This is a genomic window from Paraburkholderia sp. EG304, assembly GCF_046543485.1.
Classification (GTDB): Bacteria; Pseudomonadota; Gammaproteobacteria; order Burkholderiales; family Burkholderiaceae; genus Paraburkholderia; species Paraburkholderia youngii.
Genome location: NZ_JBKGUA010000018.1, coordinates 47,315 through 68,380, shown reverse-complemented (window position 1 = coordinate 68,380; position 21,066 = coordinate 47,315). Strand labels below are relative to the sequence as shown.

At 61.1% G+C, this 21,066-nt stretch carries 19 protein-coding genes and 1 pseudogene; 5 read left to right on the top strand and 15 right to left on the bottom strand.

Translation table 11 applies throughout. The features are described from left to right. Window positions 1-44 precede the first annotated feature (44 nt). The gene (locus tag ACLFKU_RS21800) at window positions 45-1,205 is read left to right on the top strand and encodes an alpha/beta fold hydrolase (RefSeq protein WP_410850437.1); all 1,161 of its coding nucleotides are present in this window, start codon (window positions 45-47) and stop codon (window positions 1,203-1,205) included. A 193-nt stretch (window positions 1,206-1,398) separates the two neighbouring features. Here ACLFKU_RS21800 and ACLFKU_RS21795 read toward each other — a convergent pair whose 3' ends face one another. After that, window positions 1,399-2,304, bottom strand: coding sequence for an AraC family transcriptional regulator (locus tag ACLFKU_RS21795; RefSeq protein ID WP_368582079.1), 906 nt, complete (start codon window positions 2,302-2,304; stop codon window positions 1,399-1,401). A 141-nt stretch (window positions 2,305-2,445) separates the two neighbouring features. Between ACLFKU_RS21795 and ACLFKU_RS21790 the strand changes: the two genes are divergently transcribed. Both ACLFKU_RS21790 and ACLFKU_RS21785 read left to right on the top strand, forming a co-directional pair. Then, window positions 2,446-3,225, top strand: coding sequence for an SDR family NAD(P)-dependent oxidoreductase (locus ACLFKU_RS21790; RefSeq protein ID WP_410850436.1), 780 nt, complete (start codon window positions 2,446-2,448; stop codon window positions 3,223-3,225). A 220-nt stretch (window positions 3,226-3,445) separates the two neighbouring features. Next, complete coding sequence (locus ACLFKU_RS21785) at window positions 3,446-3,700, top strand: hypothetical protein (RefSeq protein ID WP_410850435.1); 255 nt, start codon at window positions 3,446-3,448, stop codon at window positions 3,698-3,700. Window positions 3,701-3,795: 95 nt separating this feature from the next. Here the strand turns inward: ACLFKU_RS21785 and dhaK are convergent, their stop codons facing one another. The 9 genes from dhaK to ACLFKU_RS21740 form a co-directional block, all read right to left on the bottom strand. After that, window positions 3,796-4,785: a dihydroxyacetone kinase subunit DhaK gene (gene dhaK / locus ACLFKU_RS21780; protein WP_410850434.1), complete on the bottom strand. Its 990-nt coding sequence runs from the start codon at window positions 4,783-4,785 to the stop codon at window positions 3,796-3,798. Window positions 4,786-4,799: 14 nt separating this feature from the next. Continuing rightward, entirely contained in the window at window positions 4,800-5,435 is a 636-nt protein-coding gene (gene dhaL, locus ACLFKU_RS21775) for a dihydroxyacetone kinase subunit DhaL (RefSeq protein WP_410850433.1), read from the bottom strand. Next, window positions 5,432-6,451, bottom strand: coding sequence for an ABC transporter ATP-binding protein (locus ACLFKU_RS21770; protein ID WP_410850432.1), 1,020 nt, complete (start codon window positions 6,449-6,451; stop codon window positions 5,432-5,434). Before ACLFKU_RS21770 ends, dhaL begins: the two co-directional genes overlap by 4 nt. After that, window positions 6,444-7,559, bottom strand: a complete 1,116-nt coding sequence (locus ACLFKU_RS21765; RefSeq protein WP_410850431.1) for an ABC transporter ATP-binding protein — start codon at window positions 7,557-7,559, stop codon at window positions 6,444-6,446. Before ACLFKU_RS21765 ends, ACLFKU_RS21770 begins: the two co-directional genes overlap by 8 nt. A gap of 3 nt (window positions 7,560-7,562) precedes the next feature. After that, the gene (locus tag ACLFKU_RS21760; protein WP_013094038.1) at window positions 7,563-7,757 is read right to left on the bottom strand and encodes a hypothetical protein; all 195 of its coding nucleotides are present in this window, start codon (window positions 7,755-7,757) and stop codon (window positions 7,563-7,565) included. Continuing rightward, window positions 7,754-8,707, bottom strand: a complete 954-nt coding sequence (locus tag ACLFKU_RS21755) for a carbohydrate ABC transporter permease (protein WP_152854125.1) — start codon at window positions 8,705-8,707, stop codon at window positions 7,754-7,756. The genes ACLFKU_RS21760 and ACLFKU_RS21755 overlap by 4 nt, the downstream gene beginning before the upstream one ends. Then, window positions 8,704-9,660, bottom strand: a complete 957-nt coding sequence (locus tag ACLFKU_RS21750; RefSeq protein WP_410850430.1) for a carbohydrate ABC transporter permease — start codon at window positions 9,658-9,660, stop codon at window positions 8,704-8,706. Before ACLFKU_RS21750 ends, ACLFKU_RS21755 begins: the two co-directional genes overlap by 4 nt. A 72-nt stretch (window positions 9,661-9,732) precedes the next feature. Then, window positions 9,733-11,064, bottom strand: coding sequence for an ABC transporter substrate-binding protein (locus ACLFKU_RS21745; protein ID WP_152767291.1), 1,332 nt, complete (start codon window positions 11,062-11,064; stop codon window positions 9,733-9,735). Between the two features lie 115 nt (window positions 11,065-11,179). Continuing rightward, window positions 11,180-12,199 carry a LacI family DNA-binding transcriptional regulator gene (locus ACLFKU_RS21740; protein WP_410850429.1) on the bottom strand — a complete coding sequence of 340 codons (1,020 nt, stop codon included), beginning with the start codon at window positions 12,197-12,199 and terminating at the stop codon, window positions 11,180-11,182. A 115-nt stretch (window positions 12,200-12,314) separates the two neighbouring features. On the opposite strand from ACLFKU_RS21740, the pseudogene ACLFKU_RS21735 reads away from it, so the two are divergent. Beyond that, window positions 12,315-12,685 (top strand): annotated as a pseudogene (locus tag ACLFKU_RS21735) (hypothetical protein); the annotation flags it as partial. Between the two features lie 360 nt (window positions 12,686-13,045). Here the strand turns inward: ACLFKU_RS21735 and ACLFKU_RS21730 are convergent. The 5 genes from ACLFKU_RS21730 to ACLFKU_RS21710 all read right to left on the bottom strand — a co-directional run bounded on the left by ACLFKU_RS21730 (window position 13,046) and on the right by ACLFKU_RS21710 (window position 19,327). Beyond that, window positions 13,046-14,293, bottom strand: coding sequence for an OmpP1/FadL family transporter (locus tag ACLFKU_RS21730; RefSeq protein ID WP_368582069.1), 1,248 nt, complete (start codon window positions 14,291-14,293; stop codon window positions 13,046-13,048). 366 nt (window positions 14,294-14,659) lie between these two features. Further along, window positions 14,660-15,589: a D-2-hydroxyacid dehydrogenase gene (locus ACLFKU_RS21725; RefSeq protein ID WP_410850428.1), complete on the bottom strand. Its 930-nt coding sequence runs from the start codon at window positions 15,587-15,589 to the stop codon at window positions 14,660-14,662. Window positions 15,590-15,606: 17 nt separating this feature from the next. Then, window positions 15,607-16,383, bottom strand: coding sequence for a GntR family transcriptional regulator (locus ACLFKU_RS21720; protein WP_410850427.1), 777 nt, complete (start codon window positions 16,381-16,383; stop codon window positions 15,607-15,609). After that, window positions 16,350-18,221: a TRAP transporter large permease subunit gene (locus ACLFKU_RS21715; protein WP_410850499.1), complete on the bottom strand. Its 1,872-nt coding sequence runs from the start codon at window positions 18,219-18,221 to the stop codon at window positions 16,350-16,352. The genes ACLFKU_RS21720 and ACLFKU_RS21715 overlap by 34 nt, the downstream gene beginning before the upstream one ends. A gap of 77 nt (window positions 18,222-18,298) precedes the next feature. Next, window positions 18,299-19,327, bottom strand: coding sequence for a TRAP transporter substrate-binding protein (locus ACLFKU_RS21710; RefSeq protein WP_410850426.1), 1,029 nt, complete (start codon window positions 19,325-19,327; stop codon window positions 18,299-18,301). Between the two features lie 245 nt (window positions 19,328-19,572). On the opposite strand from ACLFKU_RS21710, the gene ACLFKU_RS21705 reads away from it, so the two are divergent. Then, a complete protein-coding gene (locus ACLFKU_RS21705; RefSeq protein WP_410850425.1) occupies window positions 19,573-21,054 on the top strand; it encodes an NAD-dependent succinate-semialdehyde dehydrogenase in 1,482 nt (493 codons plus the stop codon). Window positions 21,055-21,066 lie beyond the last annotated feature (12 nt).

Below are 21,066 nucleotides of genomic sequence, written 5' to 3'. Positions count from 1 at the left end.
TGCGCGGCTCTACGATGGTCCTTCCAACCAGCGAGGAACACGAAATGGACATCGAAACGAACGGTACGCGCATTCACGTCTCGCAGCGAGGCAGCGGAGAGCTTGCGCTGGTCTTCCTGCACTACTATGGCGGATCGTCGCGCACATGGGACAAGGTAGCGCAGGCGCTGCCGGACCGATACCGCATCGTGGCCACGGACCATCGCGGCTGGGGCGACTCCGATGCACCCGCGCATGGCTACCGTATCGAGGATCTGGCGAACGATGCCGAGGGCGTGATCGAGGCGCTGGGTCTGAAGCGCTTCGTGCTTGTCGGCCATTCGATGGGCGGCAAGGTCGCGCAACTCATTGCGTCGCGTCGGCCTGAGGGACTCGAAGGTCTGGTGCTGGTCGCGCCGTCGCCGCCCTCGCCCATGCTTCTCTCCGAGGAGGAACGCGCGACATTGTCGGGCGCTTACCAGTCACGCGAATCGGTCGAGTTCGTGATCGACAACGTCCTCACCGCGAGACCGCTCGATGCCGCGTGCCGCGAACAGGTCATCGAAGACAGCCTGAAGGCCGCACCGCAAGCGAAGGCTGCGTGGCCCGAGATCGCGATGCGCGAAGATATCTCAGCAGCGGTGACGTCCATCGTCGTGCCGACCATCGTCATCTCGGGAGAGCGGGATCAGGTGGATCGGGTCGCCACGTTACAGGCTGAACTGTTGCCTCGCGTTCCGCATGCGGCGATGCACATCCTTCCCGGCATCGGGCACCTGTCGCCACTCGAATCACCAGCGGAGGTTGCGCAACACATCGCAAATTTTGTCGCTGCGATTGAAGACAAGTCTGTAGTGTGCAACGCGCCTGCGGACGTCCCGGCCGCCTTCGATACGGCGATGAACGCCAACGATCTCGATGCAGTGCTCCGCCTATTCAGAAATAACGCCGCTATGCGAATGACGAACGGTGACCTCGCGGAAAGCCCAGGCGACCTACGTCGGTCGCTTGCGGAGTTGCTAGCGATGCGACCGCATGTTCGAAATACCGTGCGCCTCGTACTGTCGAGCGGCGAGATTGCGCTCGTTCTGCTGGACTGGACCCTCAGCATCCCGCGACCCGACGGCCAGAAGCATGTCGAACACGGGACTGCGACCCAAGTCATGGAGAAGGGCCCCGATGGTGGCTGGCGGCTCAGAATCTCGAATCCACATGGGGTGAATTGATGGCGTGTTTCGGGCACTGCTTGTAGGCGGTGACCTGCGTCCGCAAACCACTGTAGGGCGCGGCGGTCCACGCGGTATTGCTGGAGATCCTGCCGGGACTGTAACTGCCGTTCATGTCGTAGAGCCGATGTGACCACGGCTACGTTGCGATGCGCGGGCCCATGAAGTGCGAACCTCGAACTCCCGGGGTAACTCAAGCAGCATCGCGCATTGTCTTCACATTGGTCGAGTCCTCTTTGTCTCGTTTGGGTGGTGCGCCAAACATCCGCGCGTATTCCCGACTGAATTGCGAGGGGCTCTCATATCCCACCTCAAATGAGGCGGCCTGGACGCTCATCGACTGTGAGAGCAGCAGCCTGCGAGCCTCCAGTAGGCGCAATTGCTTCTGATATTGGAGAGGGGGAAGTCCGGTCAACGCCTTGAATTGCCGATGGAATGCCGACGGACTTAGTTGGGCAATTTCAGCCAGATCTTCCACTCGCACTGGCTGCGAAAATTGAGCTCTTATATTTTCCATCGCGCGCAGAACGCCGTGCGAGGCATTCCCGGTCGACGCCAGCTTTGCTATTTCGGCGCCTTTCGGACCTCTTAGCAACCAATAACAAATCTCCCGCATGAGCAGCGGGTACAGAATTCTGACTGCGTCCGGGGTATCCAGCAAGCGGACGACCCGCACCGCGCAATCGGCCAGCGGGCCATCGAAGTCCGCAACGAACACGCCGCGGCTTGCGTCTCCTGCCGCCACAGGGGGCGACGACATCTCCCTTGCAACGGCGCGCATGATCATCAGGTCGAGTTCCAGAACCAGAACCAGGCAAGGATTGTCCGGACTTGCTTCGAACACTCGGCCCTGCGACGGAGTCTCAACGCCGACCACTAGCGCCTGTCCGGCCCGGTACTCCAGTTTCGCGCCACCAAAGCTGGCCCATTTGGCACCCTGTGCAACGATACACAGTGCTGGGCGGGCTGTGCGAAATGTCGGCGGTTTGGGGTGATCGGAGCGCAGAATCAGAAGCCCGTCCACGGCCGTGCGGTATGGGCTTGTTCCTGTTTGCGTTTCGATATAACGAAGCAGTGCAACGGCCAGTTCGTTCGACATAGCTGCCCTGTATGGAGAATGCGCGTCGATCAAGCTTAGTGAGCGGAGCAGGATCAGGCAAGATTTTGGTAGGTTCGGGTATTAACTGCTCGCGGCTCCCCCCGGAGAATTGAGGTTTTCCAACTTACCGGCAGGTGCCAAATGGAAACAGACAGGGATCGTCACCCGACTTCAAAAATCGCGGTCGTCACAGGAGGCAGTCGCGGGATCGGCCGCGACACAGTTCTGCGCCTCGCGAGTCGTGTAGTCCGCTCGGTGTTCACTTATCACTCAAATCGCGTCGAGGCAGAGAGGGTCTGTGCGACGGTTGCCGAAGCGGGCGGACAGGCGTTTGCCCTCCAGTTGAACGTGGGTGATGGAAGCGCATTTGATGATTTCGTCACACATCTGCGAGAAGCACTCGGGAAGTTGGGCGCGCAACGCTTCGATTATCTGGTGAACAATGCAGGGACGTCTTCAGCGGCTACGTTCGCAGCGGGCACCGAAGCGGAGCTTGACGCTCAGTTCGCGGTGCATTTCAAGGGACCATTCCTGTTGACCCAAAAGCTGTTGCCGCTTATTAACGACGGCGGACGGATTGTGAACATCTCCTCGGGGCTGGCACGTTTCGCGTTCCCTGGGCGGGCGATCTACGGGCCGATGAAGGCAGCCGTTGAAGCGCTGACGCGCTATATGGCCCTTGAACTCGCGCCGCGCCGGATCGCGGTCAACGTCGTAGCGCCAGGCGCGATCGCGACGGACTTCAGTGGTGGCGTCGTACGGGACAATCCGCAGGTCAACAAGGCCGTCGCCGACCATACCGCTCTGGGCCGAGCGGGACTGCCGTCGGATGTAGGGCCAGTGATTGCCGGTCTTTTATCGGATGACTTTGGTTGGGTAAACGCGCAGCGCATAGAAGTGGCGGGTGGCATTCACATCTGACTCGTCTTCACTAGTCGCCGCAGCTCGAGGCCCGGCGCGAAGTCGCTGCTCAGGACACTGATGCACGGCGGGATCGCTCTCGCCCCTCGGCCGCACACGATCACCGAACCGCCGTTGCAGCTAGCTGTTCGTCGCGAAGCGTGCCACCAACCATCAACGCCGCGTCGCGGGACGGCACGGTGTTCGTCGCGCCTGCAGTTCTGAACTGGCTGCACGGCCGGTGAGATTCGAAAACCGGCCGCTCGAACTGCTGCGATTGGTAGACCGTTTCGGGACCCTCATCGGCCTTTGGGTGCGGCGCCAGTACGACGGCGGATTTCACGGGGGCTTGAGGGTCCCCGAACTCATCGAGCTTTTCTCAAACCGGGAATTGCGGGCACTGGCTCTGCATTTCCTCCAAAGCCCGCAGCAGTTTGCCTGGCTCATCGATTTTCAACGCAACCTGCAGCCGGCTCGGTCCGCCTTGTTGCGCTAGCGTGACAGAAATTTCAAACCGATGTCCCTGCTCGCGGCCCGCGCGCGGTTCCGCTGCCGCCGCGTGCGCAAATCTGACGGCCACGTGGCGACAGGCTACATTCCCCATCTGAGCGATGGCGTATGCACCGGGCTATCCCAATGCCGCTTCATTTCGTCGTCCAGCACGCACAGGGTGATCGACGCGCCGGCCATTTCCAGCGACGTCGTAAGCGATCCGACCTGCACGCGCGCGACCGCGAGACCGCGGTGGTGCAGCCACGAGCGTGTGGAATTGAACAACAGATACAGTTCCCCGAGCGGCGTTCCGCCCAGTCCATTGATCAAGACCAGCAACTCGGAGCCGTTCCCCGGCTTCAAATCGGCGATGATCGCCGTCAGCAGCTCTGCCGCGATCGCATCGGCTGTGGCAAAGCGCGCGCGGCGCCGCCCTGGCTCGCCATGAATGCCAACGCCGACCTCGATTTCATCGTCGCCGATCTTGAACGTCAGCGTGCCCGCCGCGGGCACCGTGCAACTGGAAAACGCGACGCCCATCGACGCCGTACGCTTGTTGATCCGGTCGCCGAACGCCTTGCATTGTTCGAGATTGGCGCCGCTCTCGGCGAGACTGCCCACCAGTTTCTCGACGATCACGGCACCCGCGACGCCGCGCCGCCCCGTTGTATAACTGGAGTTTTCGACGGCGACATCGTCGTTGATCAACACCATCGCATTCGGCAACTCCGACATCTCGGACGCCATTTCGAAGTTCATCAGATCGCCGGAATAGTTCTTCACGATGAAGAGCGTTCCCGCGCCCGTATCGACGGCCTTGGCGGCTGCCATCATCTGATCGGGCGTCGGCGAAGTGAATACCTGGCCGGGGCACGCGGCATCCAGCATCCCGTACCCGACGAAGCCGATATGCAAAGGCTCGTGTCCCGAGCCGCCGCCCGAGACGAGCGCAACCTTGCCTGGCTTCAGCGTATTGCGCCGCACGAACACAGGATCGTTGTCGAGCACGACGAGATCACCATGCGCGGCGGCGAATCCAGTAAGACTCTCAGTTAGAAAGTCGTCGACATGGTTGATAAATTTTTTCATGGTCTGCGCTCCTTTCACTCTCTGTCCTGCGCGAGCCGCGCGCATATCGCACTGATCATCAACTGGCTCGACCGTGCGCCGGGATCGATGTGCCCGCGCGCACGCTCGCCGAGAAACGACGCGCGCCCCTTGGTCGCGAGCATGTCGCGCGTCGCGCGCATGCCCTCTTCGGCCGTCAGCGGCAGCGCGTCGAGCACGGCTTCGGGCGCCGCACTATCTTCGGCTAGTTCCACGAAGCGTGACGAGACGGGGATGAGCACGTCCATCATCGTCTTGCTGCCGATGCCGGCTTTGCCGCGTTGGGCTACGGCGTCGACACCCGCGGCGAAGATCCGCGCCGCGTCCTCCACGCTGATTGTGTCCAAGTTCTGCGCGGCCTTTGCCATGCCATGCAGCAACGAAAAAAACAGCGGTCCCGACGAACCGCCCACGGTCGACAGCAATTTGGAAGCGGCCTGTTCCAGCGCGGGCGCAAACGCCTCGGCCTCGATATCGGCGCGCATCGCAAACAGCGCATCGACGCCCCGCAACAGGTTGAAGATATGATCGCCATCGCCAATCTGCTGATCGAGCGCGGCGATCTCATCCGTGTGTTTCTTTAGCGTCGCGTGCGCGGCCTCGATGCACGCCATGACCGTTTTCCCGTTCATGCCGGAATCCTCCTGCCGTCGGAGCGGAAATAGAGAAGGCTGCGCGGAGGCAGCGACACGCCGACTGTTTGCCCAGGCGTGAAATTGCGCTCGGTCATGGTCGTCGCGACGATGGCGGTGCCGTCGCGCTCCATGATCAGCAGATGTCGCAGCGGGGAATATTCAAGCACGCGAAGATTGATCACGTCGCGCGTATCAGGCGCGTGCAGCACGATGTCTTCAGGCCGGATCGCGACCGTCGACGTGCCGGCCGGCATCGTGGAAAGATCGAACAACATGGGTGGCAGCAGATTGATGGGCGGCGAGCCGAGACGTTGCGCAGCGCCAAGTGAAGCGGGATTGCCATACACATCGCGCGGCGCACCAATCTGCACGATGCGTCCGTGCTCGAGTATGCCGATGCGATCCGCAAGCGTGGTCGCTTCGACCTGATCGTGCGTCACGTAGATGATCGTCGCGCCGATCGTGCGATGCAGACGCTTCAGTTCGATTCGCATCTCCTCGCGCAACTTCGCATCGAGCGACGACAGCGGCTCATCCATCAGAAACACCTTGGGCTGACGCACTAGCGCGCGTCCGATGGCGACCCGCTGCATCTCGCCGCCCGATAGATGCGTCGCCAGATTGCCAAGTTTCGACTCGATGTGCAGCATCTGCGCGACCATCTGCACGCGCGCGGTGACTTCCGCCTCGCTCACGCGCCGCCGCGGGGAGCGCAGTGGAAACGCCAGGTTGCCAAACACCGTCAGATGCGGGTACAGCGAATACTGCTGAAAGACGAAGGCGACGTCTCGGTCCGCCGGATGCATGTCCTTCGCGGCGGCACCGTCGATGAATATCTCGCCTTCGTCGGGGCGTTCGAGACCAGCGATGAGCCGCAACGTGGTGGTCTTGCCCGCGCCGCTCGGCCCGAGCAACACGACGAACTCGCCCTCTTTCACGTCGAACGACACATCATCCACCGCGACGATATCGCCAAATCGCTTCGTCACCCCATGCAGGCGAATCTCAGACATAAGCGCCTCCGTTGCTGCGTCCGTTGACGGCCATCTGCCGCGCAGCGCCGGGCAGCAGCACGCCGCTGGATGCGTCGTACATCAGCGTGCGCTCCTTGTGAAACGACAACCCGACCTGCGCTCCCGTCGCTCTTCCTTCGTTCTTGCCGACCTGCACGCGCACCACGCCGAGCGCCGTTTCGACGACCAGAATCTGATGCGAGCCGAGATACTCGTCGGCAATCACGCGTCCACGCAACGCACTGTGCTCGTCGATCACGACGTGCTCGGGCCGCACGCCAAGCAGCGCTTTCGCGGCGGATGCAACAGTGCGCGGCACCGACACGGCCACACCACGGAGCGAGACCGATTCCACGCCCGCTTCGACGCCGCCGTCCACGGCCAGAAAATTCATCGGGGGGCTGCCGATAAAGCTCCCAACGAACACGGTCGCTGGGAAGTGATAGACCTCATGCGGCGACGCGGATTGCAGCACCTCGCCGCCGCTCATCACAACGATGTCGTCGGCCATCGCCATCGCTTCCCGTTGGTCGTGCGTCACGTAGACCGTCGTTGCGTGGAGCGCATTGTGCAGCTTGCGCAACTCAAGGCACATCAGTTCGCGGAAATCCGCGTCGAGCGTGCCCAGCGGTTCGTCCATCAGAAAAGCCTTCGGGTGCCGGACAATCGCGCGGCCCAACGCGACGCGTTGACGATCGCCGCCCGACAGCCCACCCGTCTTTCGGTCCAGCAGACTTTCGATGCGCAGCATATGCGCGGCCGCATCGACACGCGCCGCAATCTCGCGGCGCGAAATGCCTTCGTTCTTCAGCGGAAAGGCGATGTTGTTCCGCACAGTCATATGGGGATAGAGCGCGAACATCTGGAACACAAACGCAATGTCGCGTTGACGCGCCCGCAATCCCGTCACATCTTCGCCGTCGATCAAAATCTGGCCTGAGGTCGGCAGTTCGAGCCCGGCAATCATGCGCAACGTCGTCGTTTTGCCACAGCCGGACGGTCCCAGCAGCACGACGAAGCGGCCGTTGCTCACGGTGAGATTCGTATCGTGCACCGCAGTGAAGGCGCCGAAGCGTTTATGAAGGTTGGAGAGAACGATCGTCGACATGGCTCACTCCGGGAAGTGACTGGTGACGACGAAAGCCAGCGCGCCCACCAGAATCACGGGAAACGACCAGGTGTAGAGATCGACCGTGAATGGCTGGACGAGCATCGCAATGCCGAGGCCGATAAGCACGGTCGATGCGCCCTCACAGTAACGCCGTCGGAACAGGCGGCGGCGCGGCATGGCAGGTTGGGCTTTCATTTGCGCACTGCTCCAAAGGTGATCCCGCGCAACAGATGCTTGCGCAGTACAACAGTAAAGATCAGGATGGGCAGAACGAACAGCGTCGTGGCGGCCGCGACGGCCGGCCAGTCCTGTCCGCCTTCGCCGATGATGAACGGAATGAACGGCGGCATCGTCTGTGCATCGCCGCTCGTCAGCAGCAATGCGAACGCGTACTCGTTCCATGCAAAGATCAGACAGAAAATGGCCGTCGCGGCAATGCCCGTGATCGCCTGGGGCAGCACGACCTTGACGAAAGCCTGCAACCGCGTATATCCGTCGACGAGGGCTGCTTCCTCATATTCGCGCGGGATTTCGTCCATGAATCCTTTGAGCAGCCACACCGCGAGCGACACGTTCACAGCCGTATAGAGCACGATCATGCCGAGGTAGCTATCGGAGAGGCCGAGAGCGCGATACATCAGAAAGATGGGAATCGCGACGGCGATGGGCGGCATCATCCGCGTCGACAGAATGAAGAACAGCAAGTCGTCGGCAAGCGGGATCCTGAAACGCGAGAACGCATAGGCTGCGAGCGTGCCGAGAAAAACCGCAAGGAAGGTCGAGCCGAAGCCAATCACGAGCGAATTGACGAAGCGCGGCAAGACCTTCGACGGCCCCGCAATCACCATATTGCGCTTGCGCACATCGCGGTCATACCAGGTTTGAGCGGGTGGCAAGCTCGCGATGAACTCGGGCGTCTGCCGCGAGCGGATGGTGAACAGATTCACATAGCCCTCCATCGACGGGTGGAAAACCACGACGGGCGGATAGGCAACCGCGTCTTCCTGCGTCTTGAAGCTCGTCAGGATGATCCATACGATCGGCAGGGCCGCAATCAGTGCGTAGGCGATAACGATGAAGGCGGCGAACGTCTTGCTGCGCGGCGATGCCGCCACCACCGACTGTTGAAGCGCAAGGTCTGTCATCGCTGTTTCACCCGGTTGAGTGCCTTCACATAGATATTCGCCGCGCCGAAGACCACCACGAACAGGATGATCGCCAGTGCGGACGAGTACCCCGTCTGCCACTTCTCGAACGCAGCGCGCTTGAGCGTGATCGACACAGTTTCCGTTACGGAGCCCGGGCCGCCTGATGTCAGCAGGTTCACCATGTCGAACATCTTGAAGTTCTCGATACCGCGAAAGAGGATCGCAAGCATCAGGAACGGCAGGGTCATCGGCAAGGTGATCGACCAGAATTGCCGCCACGGCGAAGCACGGTCCACTTCGGCCGCTTCGTAGATGTAGTCCGGAATCGAACGCAATCCCGCGAGACAGATCAGCATCACGTACGGCGTCCACATCCACGTATCGACCATCACGATGGTCCACGGCGCGAGCGGCACGTCGCCGATCATCTGAAACGAGTTTGGTGGAATGCCCGTGAAAAAGCTGACGATGTCGTTGAAAAGTCCCGTTTGCGGTTGCAGCAGGAAGGTCCAGAAGTTGCCGACCACAGCGGGCGAAAGCATCATCGGCAGCAGAATCAGCGTGGTCCAGAAGCTATGGCCGCGGAACTGCCGGTTGATCAGCAGCGCGAGCCCGAAACCGAGGAGCACTTCGAGCCCGACCGACCAGAACACGAAGCGCGCCGTCACCTGCATGGCGTACCAGATGTCTTCGTCGGTGAGTATGTCCGTGTAATTGTCGATGCCGACATTGCGCGCAGGCACGCTCGGCATGTTCGACTTGAAGTTCGTGAACGACAACCGCAATGCCCAGATCAACGGAAAGATGTTGATGGCGAGCAGCAGCACGATAGTCGGAAGAATGAACAGCCACGCGATAGTCCGGTCCGACAGCCCGCGCAGGCGCGCGGCAGCGCGCGTCTGCGCTTTCGTCTGCAACCCTTCCGGAGGAAAAGGCTTGTTTGCCAACATGCCTGACTCCTTGTTGTCGCTGACCGACAAGATTGATCGGCTTGCCGGTCCGCGTGTTCATGTGCAATAACGCTAGTTCTTCCCTTCAGCCTTGAAGACCTTGTTCCAGTCCTTGACGAGCAGATCGAGCGCTTCCTTCGAGGTGCCTTTATCGGCAACCACATAGTCGTGCACGCGCTTTTGCATGTCGAGCAGCAGCTCGGCATACGCGGGCTCGGCCCAGAAGTCTTTGACGATCGCCATCGACTTCAGGAATGCAGGCGCAAATGGCGCGCTCTTCGGAAAGTCCGGCGCATCTACCACTGACTTCGCCGCCGAGTAGCCGCCGAGTTGCCACCACTTCTTCTGCACATCGGGCTGCGCAAACCACTTGATGTATTCGAGCGCGTCAGCCTTGTGGTCTGAGTACGACACGACTGAAATGCCTTGCCCGCCGAGCTGTGTGAACTGTTTCGTTTCTTTTGGATTGACGAAGAAGCCGATCTTGTCGCCGCCGACATTCGGGTCCTTGTACAGTCCGGGGAAGAAGGCAAACCAGTTCATCTGCATCGCGACCTGGCCAGACTTGAACGCATCGAGCCCTTCCTGCATGTAGGCGTTCGTCATGCCCGGGGCCGTGCAACACTTGTAAAGCGCCTTGTAGAATTCGAGCCCCTTGATGGCGCCTGGCGAATTCACGAAGCCGTCCAGGCGATAAGGCTTCTTCGGGTCCTCGTATTCAAAGCCAAAGTTATAGAGCATGTTGGTCGCGCCCATCGTGATCCCTTCCGAACCGCGCTCTGTGAAGATATACACGCCATACACGGTTTTGCCGTCGATCTTTCGGCCCTGAAAGAACTCGGCTGTCTGCTTGAGCTCATCCATCGTAGTGGGCGGTTCGAGTTCGCGCTTGTACTTCTGTTTGAACTCCGCGCGCAGTTCGGGCCTTGCAAACCAGTCCTTGCGATACGTCCAGCCGACGGCGTCCGCCATTGCGGGCAGCGCCCAATAATTCGGCGTGTTCTTTGGCCATTCCGAGTAGCCGACGACGGTCGCCGGCACGAAATCGTTCATCGAAATCTTGTTCTTGTCGAAGAAGTCATTAAGCTTCACGTAGTGCCCATTGACCGCGGCACCGCCAATCCACTGACTATCTCCGATGATGAGGTCGCAAAGTTTTCCGTGCGAATTGAGTTCATTGATAAAGCGGTCCGCGTAGCTCGTCCACGGCACGAACTCGAATTTCATCGCAATGCCGGTTTTCGCCGTAAAGTCTTTCGACAATTCGACGAGTGCATTGGCGGGGTCCCATGCGGCCCAACATAACGTCAACTGCTTGCCCTGCGCGTGCGCCGCCGATCCGAAGCTCAGCCCCAGTGACGCCAGCAGCGCCGCGATTACCCTTGCTGTCGTAAGACGTAACATGTCTCTTCTCCTTGTCTCCGTCGGGTCTCCAACCTGATGACAGACAGCGCCCATGCGCCGGACGCTGTATTTAGAGCACTGGCAGACTCAGCGAGCCGTCCGCGTGTCGCGAGCTTCAGGCATGCGCATTCTCACGAAGATAAATACGGGTTTCGGGCGTCGGAATGGCGAGCACGCCGCGCACGTCGTTCAGTAAATTGATGGCGGCGAGCCCCGCGCAATGGACGATGCCGCGCACATCCTGATCGAGGATGACGTCGATCGCCCGCTCCGACAGTTGCGCCCGAGTGTCGGCCGTGCACTCGTGGCCGATCAGCACGACGCGCGTCTTGTCACCCGATTCCTGCAGCGTCGACGCGATGCCGGAAATGCCGCCGCCCGTCACATACACGCCGACCAGATCCGGATGTCCCGCCATCAGTCCTTGCACGGCGAGTCCGGCGCTGTCGTCGTCTTCGGCGAAATCGGGCTCCGTGAGCCAGCGCAGGTTGCGAAAGTCCTCTTCGAGCACCTGGGAAAAACCCGTGCGACGCTCGAGCTGATCGTGCAGACGCGACGACGCCGACAACACGGCGACCGTGCCGATGCGCGAACCGACGAAGCGGCCCATCAGCAGCCCCGCCGTTCGTCCGGCAATGCGGTTATCGACACCCACGTACGCCGCGCGCGCACTCGACGGTAAATCCGAAAAGACCGTGACGACGGGCACGTTGGCATCCGTCAAGTCCTGAATCATCCGCTCGACCCAGGGGTAATCGAGCGGCACGAGCACGAGCGCGTCGTAGTCGATCAGTTGCTGCCCGAGTGAGCTTGCGTCGCGCTGGCTGGACAGGTCGCAACGGTAGAACGAGGGAACAAGGCGATGCTCGCGAAAAAAGCTGGCCGACAGCGCGATATCGCGCTCGACCTGATCGAGAAACCGGGAGTTGATTTGCGGTAAGACGAAGGCGACCCGGAATGACGTGGCTTTCGCAGGCCGGCCGCGACTCGCGCGATCGTCACGCAAAGTGGCCAGTGCGAGATGCACGCGCTCGGCTGTTTCAGGGCGAACCCCTTGATCGTCGCGCAGCACACGATCGACCGTGGCGACGCTCACGCCAGCACGACGCGCAATCATCATACGTGTTGCCGGCATGGGTCTCCTCCGGTGCCAGGCGAAGAATCGTTTTGTTAACCAAAGATAGTTTTTCACACGCGAAATGCAAGCTTTTTTGACGCGTTAAATGCGTCAAACCGGACGGTCGCCGAACGCGCTTACCGAGGACGAGCGCAAGCGCATCGCGGTGCATGAGGCGGGTCACGGTCTGGTCGCCGCGCTGCGTCGGATTTGCAGGAGGCATCGCGTATCGGCCTCGATATGGTGTCGAAGTTCGGCTTCAACACCGATGGGGATCTGTTCAGTCTCGCGGCGCTGCCGTCGCAGTACGCGGGCCTGCAAATGAAGAGCGCAATCGAGCATGCGAACGTGCTGCTCAGGGAACGCAACGAGCTTGGCTACGTCTTGCTGCAAGCGTACGAGCCGGTACTGCGCGACATTTCAGACCCGGTGCTAGAGCACGAGACCGTACTTGGGGATACAGTCTATCGGCTCATGGCCGAGCACAAGAGCACCGTTACCGTCGCGACATTAAATTTGTCACAACGCGGCGGACGACCGACCTGTGCCAACTGGATGGAGCTGAGAAGCGGCCGCGTCAAACTCCCTTTGTCACACGGTGCGAACTGCCGGTGTCGGACCCGTCTTGGAGATTCGCCCTTTCATGTCGAAACGGCTCGATCTGGATGAACTTCGGTCATTGAGCCGCCGAAACAGACTGCCGTCGAATGCAAACTCATTGTCGGCGCGGATATCATGATTCCCCCAGCAAGGCGCCGCTCATGCGCCGTTAGCGAGAGCAGCGCCGAAGCAAGTCGCGGGCTGCAACCGGCCGCGCAAACCAGCACCAGCTCGCGGGCGCGCCGGCGCCCGCAATGGCGAGGCTCAGAATTGCTTGCCGAGCGAGACGCCCACCACGTCTTCGGACAGGTGAACATTCGCATTGCCTCCACCGAAGGCTGCGGGAATCGAGTTGTCGCCGTTCACCGTGTTCTTGAACGCATGTCCATAGAAGAGGCCGAATGATGTTTTCGCATCGGGCTTCCACGTGGCGCCCAGGGTCGCCTGATCCTGCACAACACCCGGTGCGAGGATATTCAGGAATGTTTCCGTGCTAGCCACCGGCTGGCTCGAATGACTGTAGCCTGCGCGGAGCGTGAGATGGCTCGATACATCATAGCTCGTGCCGATCTTGATCACGTTCGTGTTGCGCCAGCCAAAGCCTGGGCCGTCGGACGATCCCAACGCATTGCCTGCAAACAGGTTGGCGAGCGGATTCGCGATCGAATTCACGTTGCCGTACATAATGCGCTGAAAGTCCGCCGCCACCGTCCATGCCGGCGTAACCTTCCAGGAAAACCCGACACCGTAGTTCTCCGGGATGTCGAATGAGCCGCCGTCCGCGAAGAGACCTTTGTATTTGTCGAAACGGCCATGAATCTTCGATGCCCACGTCACGCCGACGGTCAGTGTCGGCGTAATCTCCCCGGTATAGCCAAGATGCACGCCAACCCCGACCGAAGTGTCGGCACCCTGATCGGTTACGTTGCCGGGTGCGACCGACATGCCAGTGAACGGCTGCAGCCCGCTTGCCGTAAAGCGTTGAAACGCGACGTTCAGGCCGATGCCGAACGCGTGCCGGTCGAGCAGTTTGTAGGCAATTGTCGGCGAGAGAAACATCTGTTCGAGATCCACGCCTGCTGACCCCGTGGCACCGAACGCTTGATAGGGGTTATGGGCGTAGCCGGTGTCGAGCCCCCCGTTCGCGTACAGTGCAAGGCCCGCATACACGTTCGGCAGAAACTGATATGTAACGCCGAATTCGGGCAGCACGAAGATCGAGCGATTGTTGCCGTCGTAGTCGCCGTTAGCACCGTAACGGTTGCCGGACACGTTGGCGCCACGATCTGGCAGGAAGAGACTGATGCCGCCATCGATGCGGTTACCAACGAAGGCAATACCTGCGGGATTGGCCGCAGCGGCAAGGGCGTCCTGCGGAAAGCCGATGCCGACGCCGGCCATGCCCTGTGATGCGACGCCGTAGCCGTTGGAAAAATAGCCGTTGGTGGCCCATGCAAAGGTTGGTGCTGCCGCGACGACAGCAATGAGCGCGCGAGTGGCTTGTAGCTTCATTGTTTCCCCGAATAATATTTGGAATAGTCAGGGAGACGGAGTGTATTGATTCGATCTCGCGCCTCAAACCAAGTTTTTCACATAAGCACTAGGTTAAAAACATATAAAGTTTCTCTGCCGATGAGTTTTTCGATTCTTGCATTGACCTTCGGACCATGCAGGCTTCAGCGGAGAAAGCCTGCGCCCTACTCAAGGGCTCGCCAATCCTGCAAGAGACATGGTATTCACACCAAAAGGCGACGAATTCGGTGGCGGAGGCTGGCGGCTCCATCTCCGAATTCACCATGGTTCTGCCACAGCTGCTTATTGCAATGTTGCTGTCAGGGAGCTTGAAACGGCGCAACACTATCTCGTCGAATTTCGCTCTCAGCGCCGCGCGTAATGCTGTTCGATGCCGTGCGCGAGCTGTGTAACGAGTCGCTGCATCGCCACCTGAGTCCGCCATGCGACATGTGGAGTCACAATCAGATCCGTGCGCGCGCTGGTCAACAGCGGATGACCGATCGCTGGCGGCTCCTGCTCGAGGACGTCGAGCGCGGCGTTCGCGATCAGCTTGCGGTCGAGCGCCTCGATCAGCGCCCCCTCGTCGACGATGCCGCCGCGCGCGGCGTTCACGAGCGACGCGCTGCGCTTCATTCGCTCGAATTCGGCGAGACCGAAGAGATGTCGCGTTTCATCGGTAAGCGGGCAGTGCAGGCTGATTACATCCGCCTCGCGCAGCACCTCGGCGAATGCAGCGTAGCCTTCGCGCACCGCCTTGGCGTGCTTGCGTTCGGCGAAGAGCACACGCATGCCGAACGCGCCGGCCAGTTCGGCGAGTCGCTTTCCACCGTGACCGGCACCGACGATGCCGAGCGTCGACCCGTGCAGATCCGCGATCGGATGCAGTTCAGCGTAAAAAGTGGGTGACCCGCTCCAGCCTCCAGCATAGACGTCCTTCCAGTAAGGAATCAGGTTGCGGCGCAGCGCGAGCATTAGTGCGAACGCGTGCTCCGGCACGGAGATCGTCGAATAGCCCGGACATGCGACTACTTCGATGCTCCGTTGGCGGCATGTTTCCATATCCAGATGATTGACGCCTGCGGCCGGCACGCCGATCAGTTCCAGTTTCGGCAACTGCTCGAGCACTTCGCCCGACAGTGGAACCTTGTTGGTCACGACGATCTGCGCATCGCGGCAACGCTCCAGCACATGTTCCGGCGCCGTAGATGGATATTCGACCCAGCGATGCGAAAACGGAAAATCGGGTAGATCGGCCGACAGCGTCGCGCGGTCCAGAAAGACGATGGTTTTCAACAGGCTGCTCCACTTCATTAACGTTCGGACGTGCTCGTGGACACGGTGTCGAGCATGCGTTTCTTGCCCGTCTGCACGTGATTCTCGAAAGCCTCCGCAGCCGCGTCGGCTTGGCCCGCGCGCAGCGCCTCGAAAAGCTCGCGGTGTTCTTTCGCGGAACGCTGCATCTGCGTGAACGAATACACGCCTTTGTGAATATAGAGCGTCAGTTCATCTGCGACAGCCTGGTTGATCGTGATCAGCCGCGGATTCTTGGTCGCTGCCATGAGTTGACGGTGGAACTCGGTGTTCAGAGTCTGATACAGAGGGCTGTTGCGCTCGGCTACGGCGGAGTCCATCTTGTCAACGAGAAGGCTCAGCGACTGCTCCTCGTCGGTGGTCAGACGCAGAGCGGCGAGACGTCCCGCCGTGCGTGCGAGCCCTGCTCGAATCTCATAGAGATCCATCGCCTCTTCGAGCGACAGCCGCCGTACTTCGGCGCCCCGATTGGGGACGATTCGCACGAGCCCCGCCTGTTCGAGCGAGCGCAGGGCCTCGCGCGCCGAATTGCGGCCGACGCCGATCTGGTTTGCAAGCGCCTGCTCATTCACACGTTCGCCGGGGCGCAAGTCCCCCCGCTGGATCATGGCGCGCACCTGTTCGCGAATGTCGTCGAGCTTCGACGCGATTACCTCGGGCGCGCGCGCGTTCCCCTTGCCGTTCGGTTCACTGTTAAACGCGTTTTTCATGTTGATTGCCCTTTCTGTGTCATTCGATACCTTTATTTTGCTTGCAGAAAACCCGTCGATACCCACGGAACCAGCACTATCACGATGAGGGCCACCGCCAAAGCCCCCAGATACGGCCAAACGCGGCGCATCGCGGTGGACGGGTCGACCTTGCTGACCGCGCACGCCGCATAAAAGCCAAGGCCAAGCGGGGGGGCGAACAGGCCCAGTCCCATCGCGAACACCACGACCATTGCGTAGTGCACGTCCGCGATGCCCATCGCACGCGCGATCGGGAACAGTAGCGGCCCGAACAGTACGATTGCCGGAATTCCTTCCAGAAAGCTGCCGAGCATCACGAACGTAATCGCGGAGATCGCCAGGAAGCCGAGCTTGCCCCCAGGCGCAGCCATCATCAACTTGGCGAGTTGCGCGGAGAAGCCTGACTGCGTGAGCGCCCATCCCATCGCGGTTGCACACCCGATGATGATCAGAATCGCGCCAGACAGCGACGCCGCTTCCACCAGAATAGGATAGAGCCGGCTCCAGTCGAAACGGCGATACAGTAGCAAACCCGCCACACAGGTGTAAGCCACGCCGATTGTCGCCACCTCCGTCGCGGTCGCGATGCCTTCCACCACGGCCGCGCGGATCACGAAGGGCAGCGCGAGCGCAGGCAGAGAAATCAGGAATGCGCGGCCGACCTGGGCCCGGGAGGCCCGTTGCACGCCTTGCAGGATTTCCCCGCGGCTTCTGAACCAGACGACTGCCGCGAGTGCTACCGCGCCGACCACGGCCGGCATGAAGCCGCCTGTGAACAGCGCGGCAATCGAAACGCCGGTTACCGACCCAATCGTGATCAGCACGAGGCTGGGCGGAATGGTTTCCGACATGGCCGCCGCCGAACTGAGCATTGCGACGAGGTCGCCTTCATTCGCGCCGCGCTTTTTCATTTCCGGGAACAGGCCCGGCGCGAGCGCAGCCATATCCGCCACCTTCGAGCCGGAGATGCCGGAGACGAGATACATGGCGCCGATCAGCACATAGGCGAGGCCGCCACGCTTGTGCCCGATCAGCGAAGCGAGGAAACGGATCATCGCTTCGGCAAGCCCCATCGCTTCCATGAGCGCGCCGAGCAGGATGAACAGCGGGACGGCGAGCAGGATCAGGCTGGACATCCCCTGATTCATGGTGCTCACGACAATCGTCAACGGTGCGCCGGTGACGGTTGCGAGATAAGCAAACGTGCACACCCCGAAGGCGACCATGATCGGCACACCGAGACAGATGATCGTGACTACGCCGACGGCGAAAAAAAGGATCAGGCTGACCGCGGTCAGTGGCGCGAGCGCTTGCCGTGCGAAATAGAGCGCAATTGCGACCCCGGCCACCAGCGCGAACGCCTTCACGCAATCGCGCAGTGACGAGCGCTCGATCAACCGCGTAACGGCGAGCACGAGCATCAGCACAGCCGCCACGGGAATCGCGGCTGCGGGGATGGCATTCGGCAGATCGAGCGCCGGCGTGCTGATGATCCATTCGTTCATCGCCCAGTCGGTTGCCGGCCGTACCAGCAGCAGCACGAAGGTCATCACGATGAAATTTCCAAGCGTTTCCGCAAACGCGCGGTTTTGCGGGGACATTCTGGCAACCAACATCGTCAGCCGCAGATGTTCGCCGCGCCGCAACGCCACCACTGCGCCCAGCATCGACAGCCAGATGAACAGGATCGACGCGAGTTCGTCACCCCAGATCAATGGATCCTGCAGCACGTAGCGGCAGAAAACGTTGGTGAGCAGCAGCACCACTTCGGCCACTAGCAGCAGCGCAGCGGGCACTTCGGTGATCCACTTGATGGCCAGTTCCAGTGCGCTGCCGACGCGCACGACCTTCGATGCCGCATGTCGTTGCTTCGGCGCGCCCATGTCGTGGGCGAACACCTGCTCGGGATGAACTCGGGAAGTCATGACTCGTTCTCCAGAAACTCTTCGGTGGTCCGTGCTCATGCGAGCTTCTGCGTGTACTTCTCGAGCAACGCCCAAGCTTCATCGCCGTACTTCTTGCGCCACTGGTCGTAGAAACCGGCCTTTTGCAGCGAGGCGCGGAACGGCTGGATATCGGGCTTGTTGAACGCCATGCCGTGTGACTGCAACTTCCCGATCAGCGATGTGCTCAGTGCGGCGACGTCGGCGCGTTCAGCCACTGCGGCCGCATTCAGGTGTTTCGCCACGATCGTCTGCAAGTCCGGCGGCAGCTTGCCCCACGACCGCGCGTTGCCGAGAAACCAGAAGCCGTCCCAGATATGGCCGGTCAACGAGCAGAACTTCTGGACTTCATAGAAGCGTCCGGTTTCGATCAGCGCGAGGGGGTTTTCTTCTGCTTCAACGACCTTGGTTTGCAGCGCCGAATACGCCTCGCTGAAGTTGATGCTGGTGGGCGAGGCGTCGAGCGCCTTGAACATCGAGGTCCAAAGGGGGCTGACCGGCACGCGAATCTTTAAGCCTTTAAGGTCGGCCGGGCTTTGCACCGGCTTGACCGAGCTCGTGAGATGGCGAAAGCCGTTGTCCCACGGTTTCTCCATCGCGACGAGCCCGACCTTCGAGATCGCCGTGCGGATGTGGCTCCCGAGCTCGCCGTCCATTGCTGCCCATACCTGGTTGTAATCCTTGAACGCGAAGCCGATGCCGTTGATCGCCGAGACCGGCACGAGCGTCGACAGCACCACGCCACCTTGGGTCAGGAAGTCGATGGCGCCCGATCGAACCTGCGACAGCATGTCGGTATCCGTGCCCATCTGACCGTTCGGGAAAATCTGCAACTCGACACGGCCGCCGGATTCCTTCTGGATGGCGTCCGCGGCTTCTTTCGCGCGAACGTTGAGCGGATGGGACAGCGCGAGGTTGTTCGCGTACTTCAGCTTGAACTGCGCGCTCTGCGCTCGAGTGAGCGACGGCACGGCGCCAGTCCCCATCGCCGCCACCGTGGCGGCCCCGAGCGTTTGAAGAAAGGTACGACGGGAATACGAACTCATTTTCGTCTCGCTCCATGGAAAGCAAATGGTGGATGACGCATTCGGCGGCGCCGGTGGCGTTCTTCTTGTGAACCTCGGTTACTGAAAGTGCATGCGATGAATCGTATTTCGCTGACACAAACTCTAAAAGTGTTGACACTTAGATGTCAAGATGTTGATATAAGAAAAAGAGTGCATGCAAAGGAGTCCCCGGGAAAGCACCTACAAAGCCGCGAACATCCGCGATACCTGTCAGGAGGAAGCAAATGGAATTAGAGGCGCACTACCGCGAGCACGGCTTGCTGCTCGGAGGCCGCTGGCAAGCCGCGACGGCTGACAACTGCCAGCTTTCGATCAATCCGGCGACGGAACAGCGGCTGGGCTATCTGCCGCTGGCCACGCAGGCACAGGTCACCGAGGCCATCGACGCCGCGTCCGACGCCTCAGCCGCAATGCGCAAGCTCACGCCGTGGGAGCGCTCAGCGCTGCTGCGCCGGGCTGCGGCGATCGTCCGCGAACGCGTGCCGCAGCTCGCGCGAATCGTCGCGCTCGAAACAGGCAAGCCGATCGCACAGGCCAGTGGGGAAGCGAATGCTTCCGCTGAGTCGATCGACTGGTTCGCCGATGAAGCGCGCCGGGTGTTCGGTATGTCTTACGAAAGTCGCGTCAAGGGCGGACGGTATCTGGTGCATTACGAGCCGCTCGGGGTGGTCGCCGCTTTTACGCCGTGGAATTTCCCGCTGCTACTGCTGGCCCGCAAGATGGGTCCGGCGCTGGCTGCCGGCAACACGATCGTGATCCGGCCGTCGAACGAAGCGGCCGGGGCGACGATGGCACTGGTGCGCTGTTTCGTCGATGCCGGGTTTCCCGAGGGCGCGGTCAATCTGGTGATCGGCAAAGCCGACTCAATTACGCCGACGATCATGGCCGACCCGCGCGTGACGAAGATCAGCTTCACCGGCTCGGTGCCTATCGGCCGTCAGATCGTCGAAATGTCCGCGAAGACCCTCAAAAAGGTCACGATGGAACTCGGCGGCCATGCGCCCGTGATCGTGCATCGCGACGCCGACATCGGCGCATTTGCGCACCTCGCGTCACTCGGCAAGTTCCGCAATGCGGGCCAGGTCTGTGCGTCGCCGACACGTTTTTACATCCACGAATCGATCTTCGACAAGACCGTGAAGGCGCTGGTCGAGCGCTCCAAAGCGCTTCGCGTCGGCGATCCGTTGCAGCAGGACACCGATCTCGGTCCGCTGACCACGTCGAAGCGTCGCGACGCGATCGAACGTCTGGTCGATGAAGCCGTGAGTGAAGGCGCCAGCGTGCTATGCGGTGGCCGGCGCCCCTCGCAATTCGGTCGCGGCTGGTTCTACGAGCCGACGCTCGTCGCCCACCCCGCTTCGCACATCGGCCTGATGAACGACGAGCCGTTCGGCCCGGTCGGGACCCTCACCCCGTTCGCGACGATGGACGAGGTCATCACCGAGGCGAACCGGCTGCCGTTCGCGCTCGCGGCGTATGTCTTCACGCGCTCGATGCGCAACACGCTGGAAACCACGGAGCGCTTGCAGGCCGGCGTGGTCGGCGTGAACACGTTCGTGGCGTCGACGGCGGAGACGCCATTCGGCGGCAGCAAGGACAGCGGGTTCGGACGCGAAGGCGGACCGAACGCGATCCGCGACTACATGGACACCAAATTCATCAACCTCGAACTGGCGAACGACGAGCCTCTCGACGGCACCGCCTGAATGGAATCCCTC

Bases quoted from the DNA above. Each gene is read 5' to 3' on its own strand.
- ACLFKU_RS21710 (WP_410850426.1), bottom strand. From the start codon at position 19,327: ATGAGTTCGTATTCCCGTCGTACCTTTCTTCAAACGCTCGGGGCCGCC.
- ACLFKU_RS21765 (WP_410850431.1), bottom strand. From the start codon at position 7,559: ATGTCGACGATCGTTCTCTCCAACCTTCATAAACGCTTCGGCGCCTTC.
- ACLFKU_RS21770 (WP_410850432.1), bottom strand. From the start codon at position 6,451: ATGTCTGAGATTCGCCTGCATGGGGTGACGAAGCGATTTGGCGATATC.
- dhaK (WP_410850434.1), bottom strand. From the start codon at position 4,785: ATGAAAAAATTTATCAACCATGTCGACGACTTTCTAACTGAGAGTCTT.
- ACLFKU_RS21755 (WP_152854125.1), bottom strand. From the start codon at position 8,707: ATGACAGACCTTGCGCTTCAACAGTCGGTGGTGGCGGCATCGCCGCGC.
- dhaL (WP_410850433.1), bottom strand. From the start codon at position 5,435: ATGAACGGGAAAACGGTCATGGCGTGCATCGAGGCCGCGCACGCGACG.
- ACLFKU_RS21790 (WP_410850436.1), top strand. From the start codon at position 2,446: ATGGAAACAGACAGGGATCGTCACCCGACTTCAAAAATCGCGGTCGTC.
- ACLFKU_RS21730 (WP_368582069.1), bottom strand. From the start codon at position 14,293: ATGAAGCTACAAGCCACTCGCGCGCTCATTGCTGTCGTCGCGGCAGCA.
- ACLFKU_RS21705 (WP_410850425.1), top strand. From the start codon at position 19,573: ATGGAATTAGAGGCGCACTACCGCGAGCACGGCTTGCTGCTCGGAGGC.
- ACLFKU_RS21760 (WP_013094038.1), bottom strand. From the start codon at position 7,757: ATGAAAGCCCAACCTGCCATGCCGCGCCGCCGCCTGTTCCGACGGCGT.
- ACLFKU_RS21745 (WP_152767291.1), bottom strand. From the start codon at position 11,064: ATGTTACGTCTTACGACAGCAAGGGTAATCGCGGCGCTGCTGGCGTCA.
- ACLFKU_RS21750 (WP_410850430.1), bottom strand. From the start codon at position 9,660: ATGTTGGCAAACAAGCCTTTTCCTCCGGAAGGGTTGCAGACGAAAGCG.
- ACLFKU_RS21715 (WP_410850499.1), bottom strand. From the start codon at position 18,221: ATGGGCGCGCCGAAGCAACGACATGCGGCATCGAAGGTCGTGCGCGTC.
- ACLFKU_RS21740 (WP_410850429.1), bottom strand. From the start codon at position 12,199: ATGCCGGCAACACGTATGATGATTGCGCGTCGTGCTGGCGTGAGCGTC.
- ACLFKU_RS21795 (WP_368582079.1), bottom strand. From the start codon at position 2,304: ATGTCGAACGAACTGGCCGTTGCACTGCTTCGTTATATCGAAACGCAA.
- ACLFKU_RS21800 (WP_410850437.1), top strand. From the start codon at position 45: ATGGACATCGAAACGAACGGTACGCGCATTCACGTCTCGCAGCGAGGC.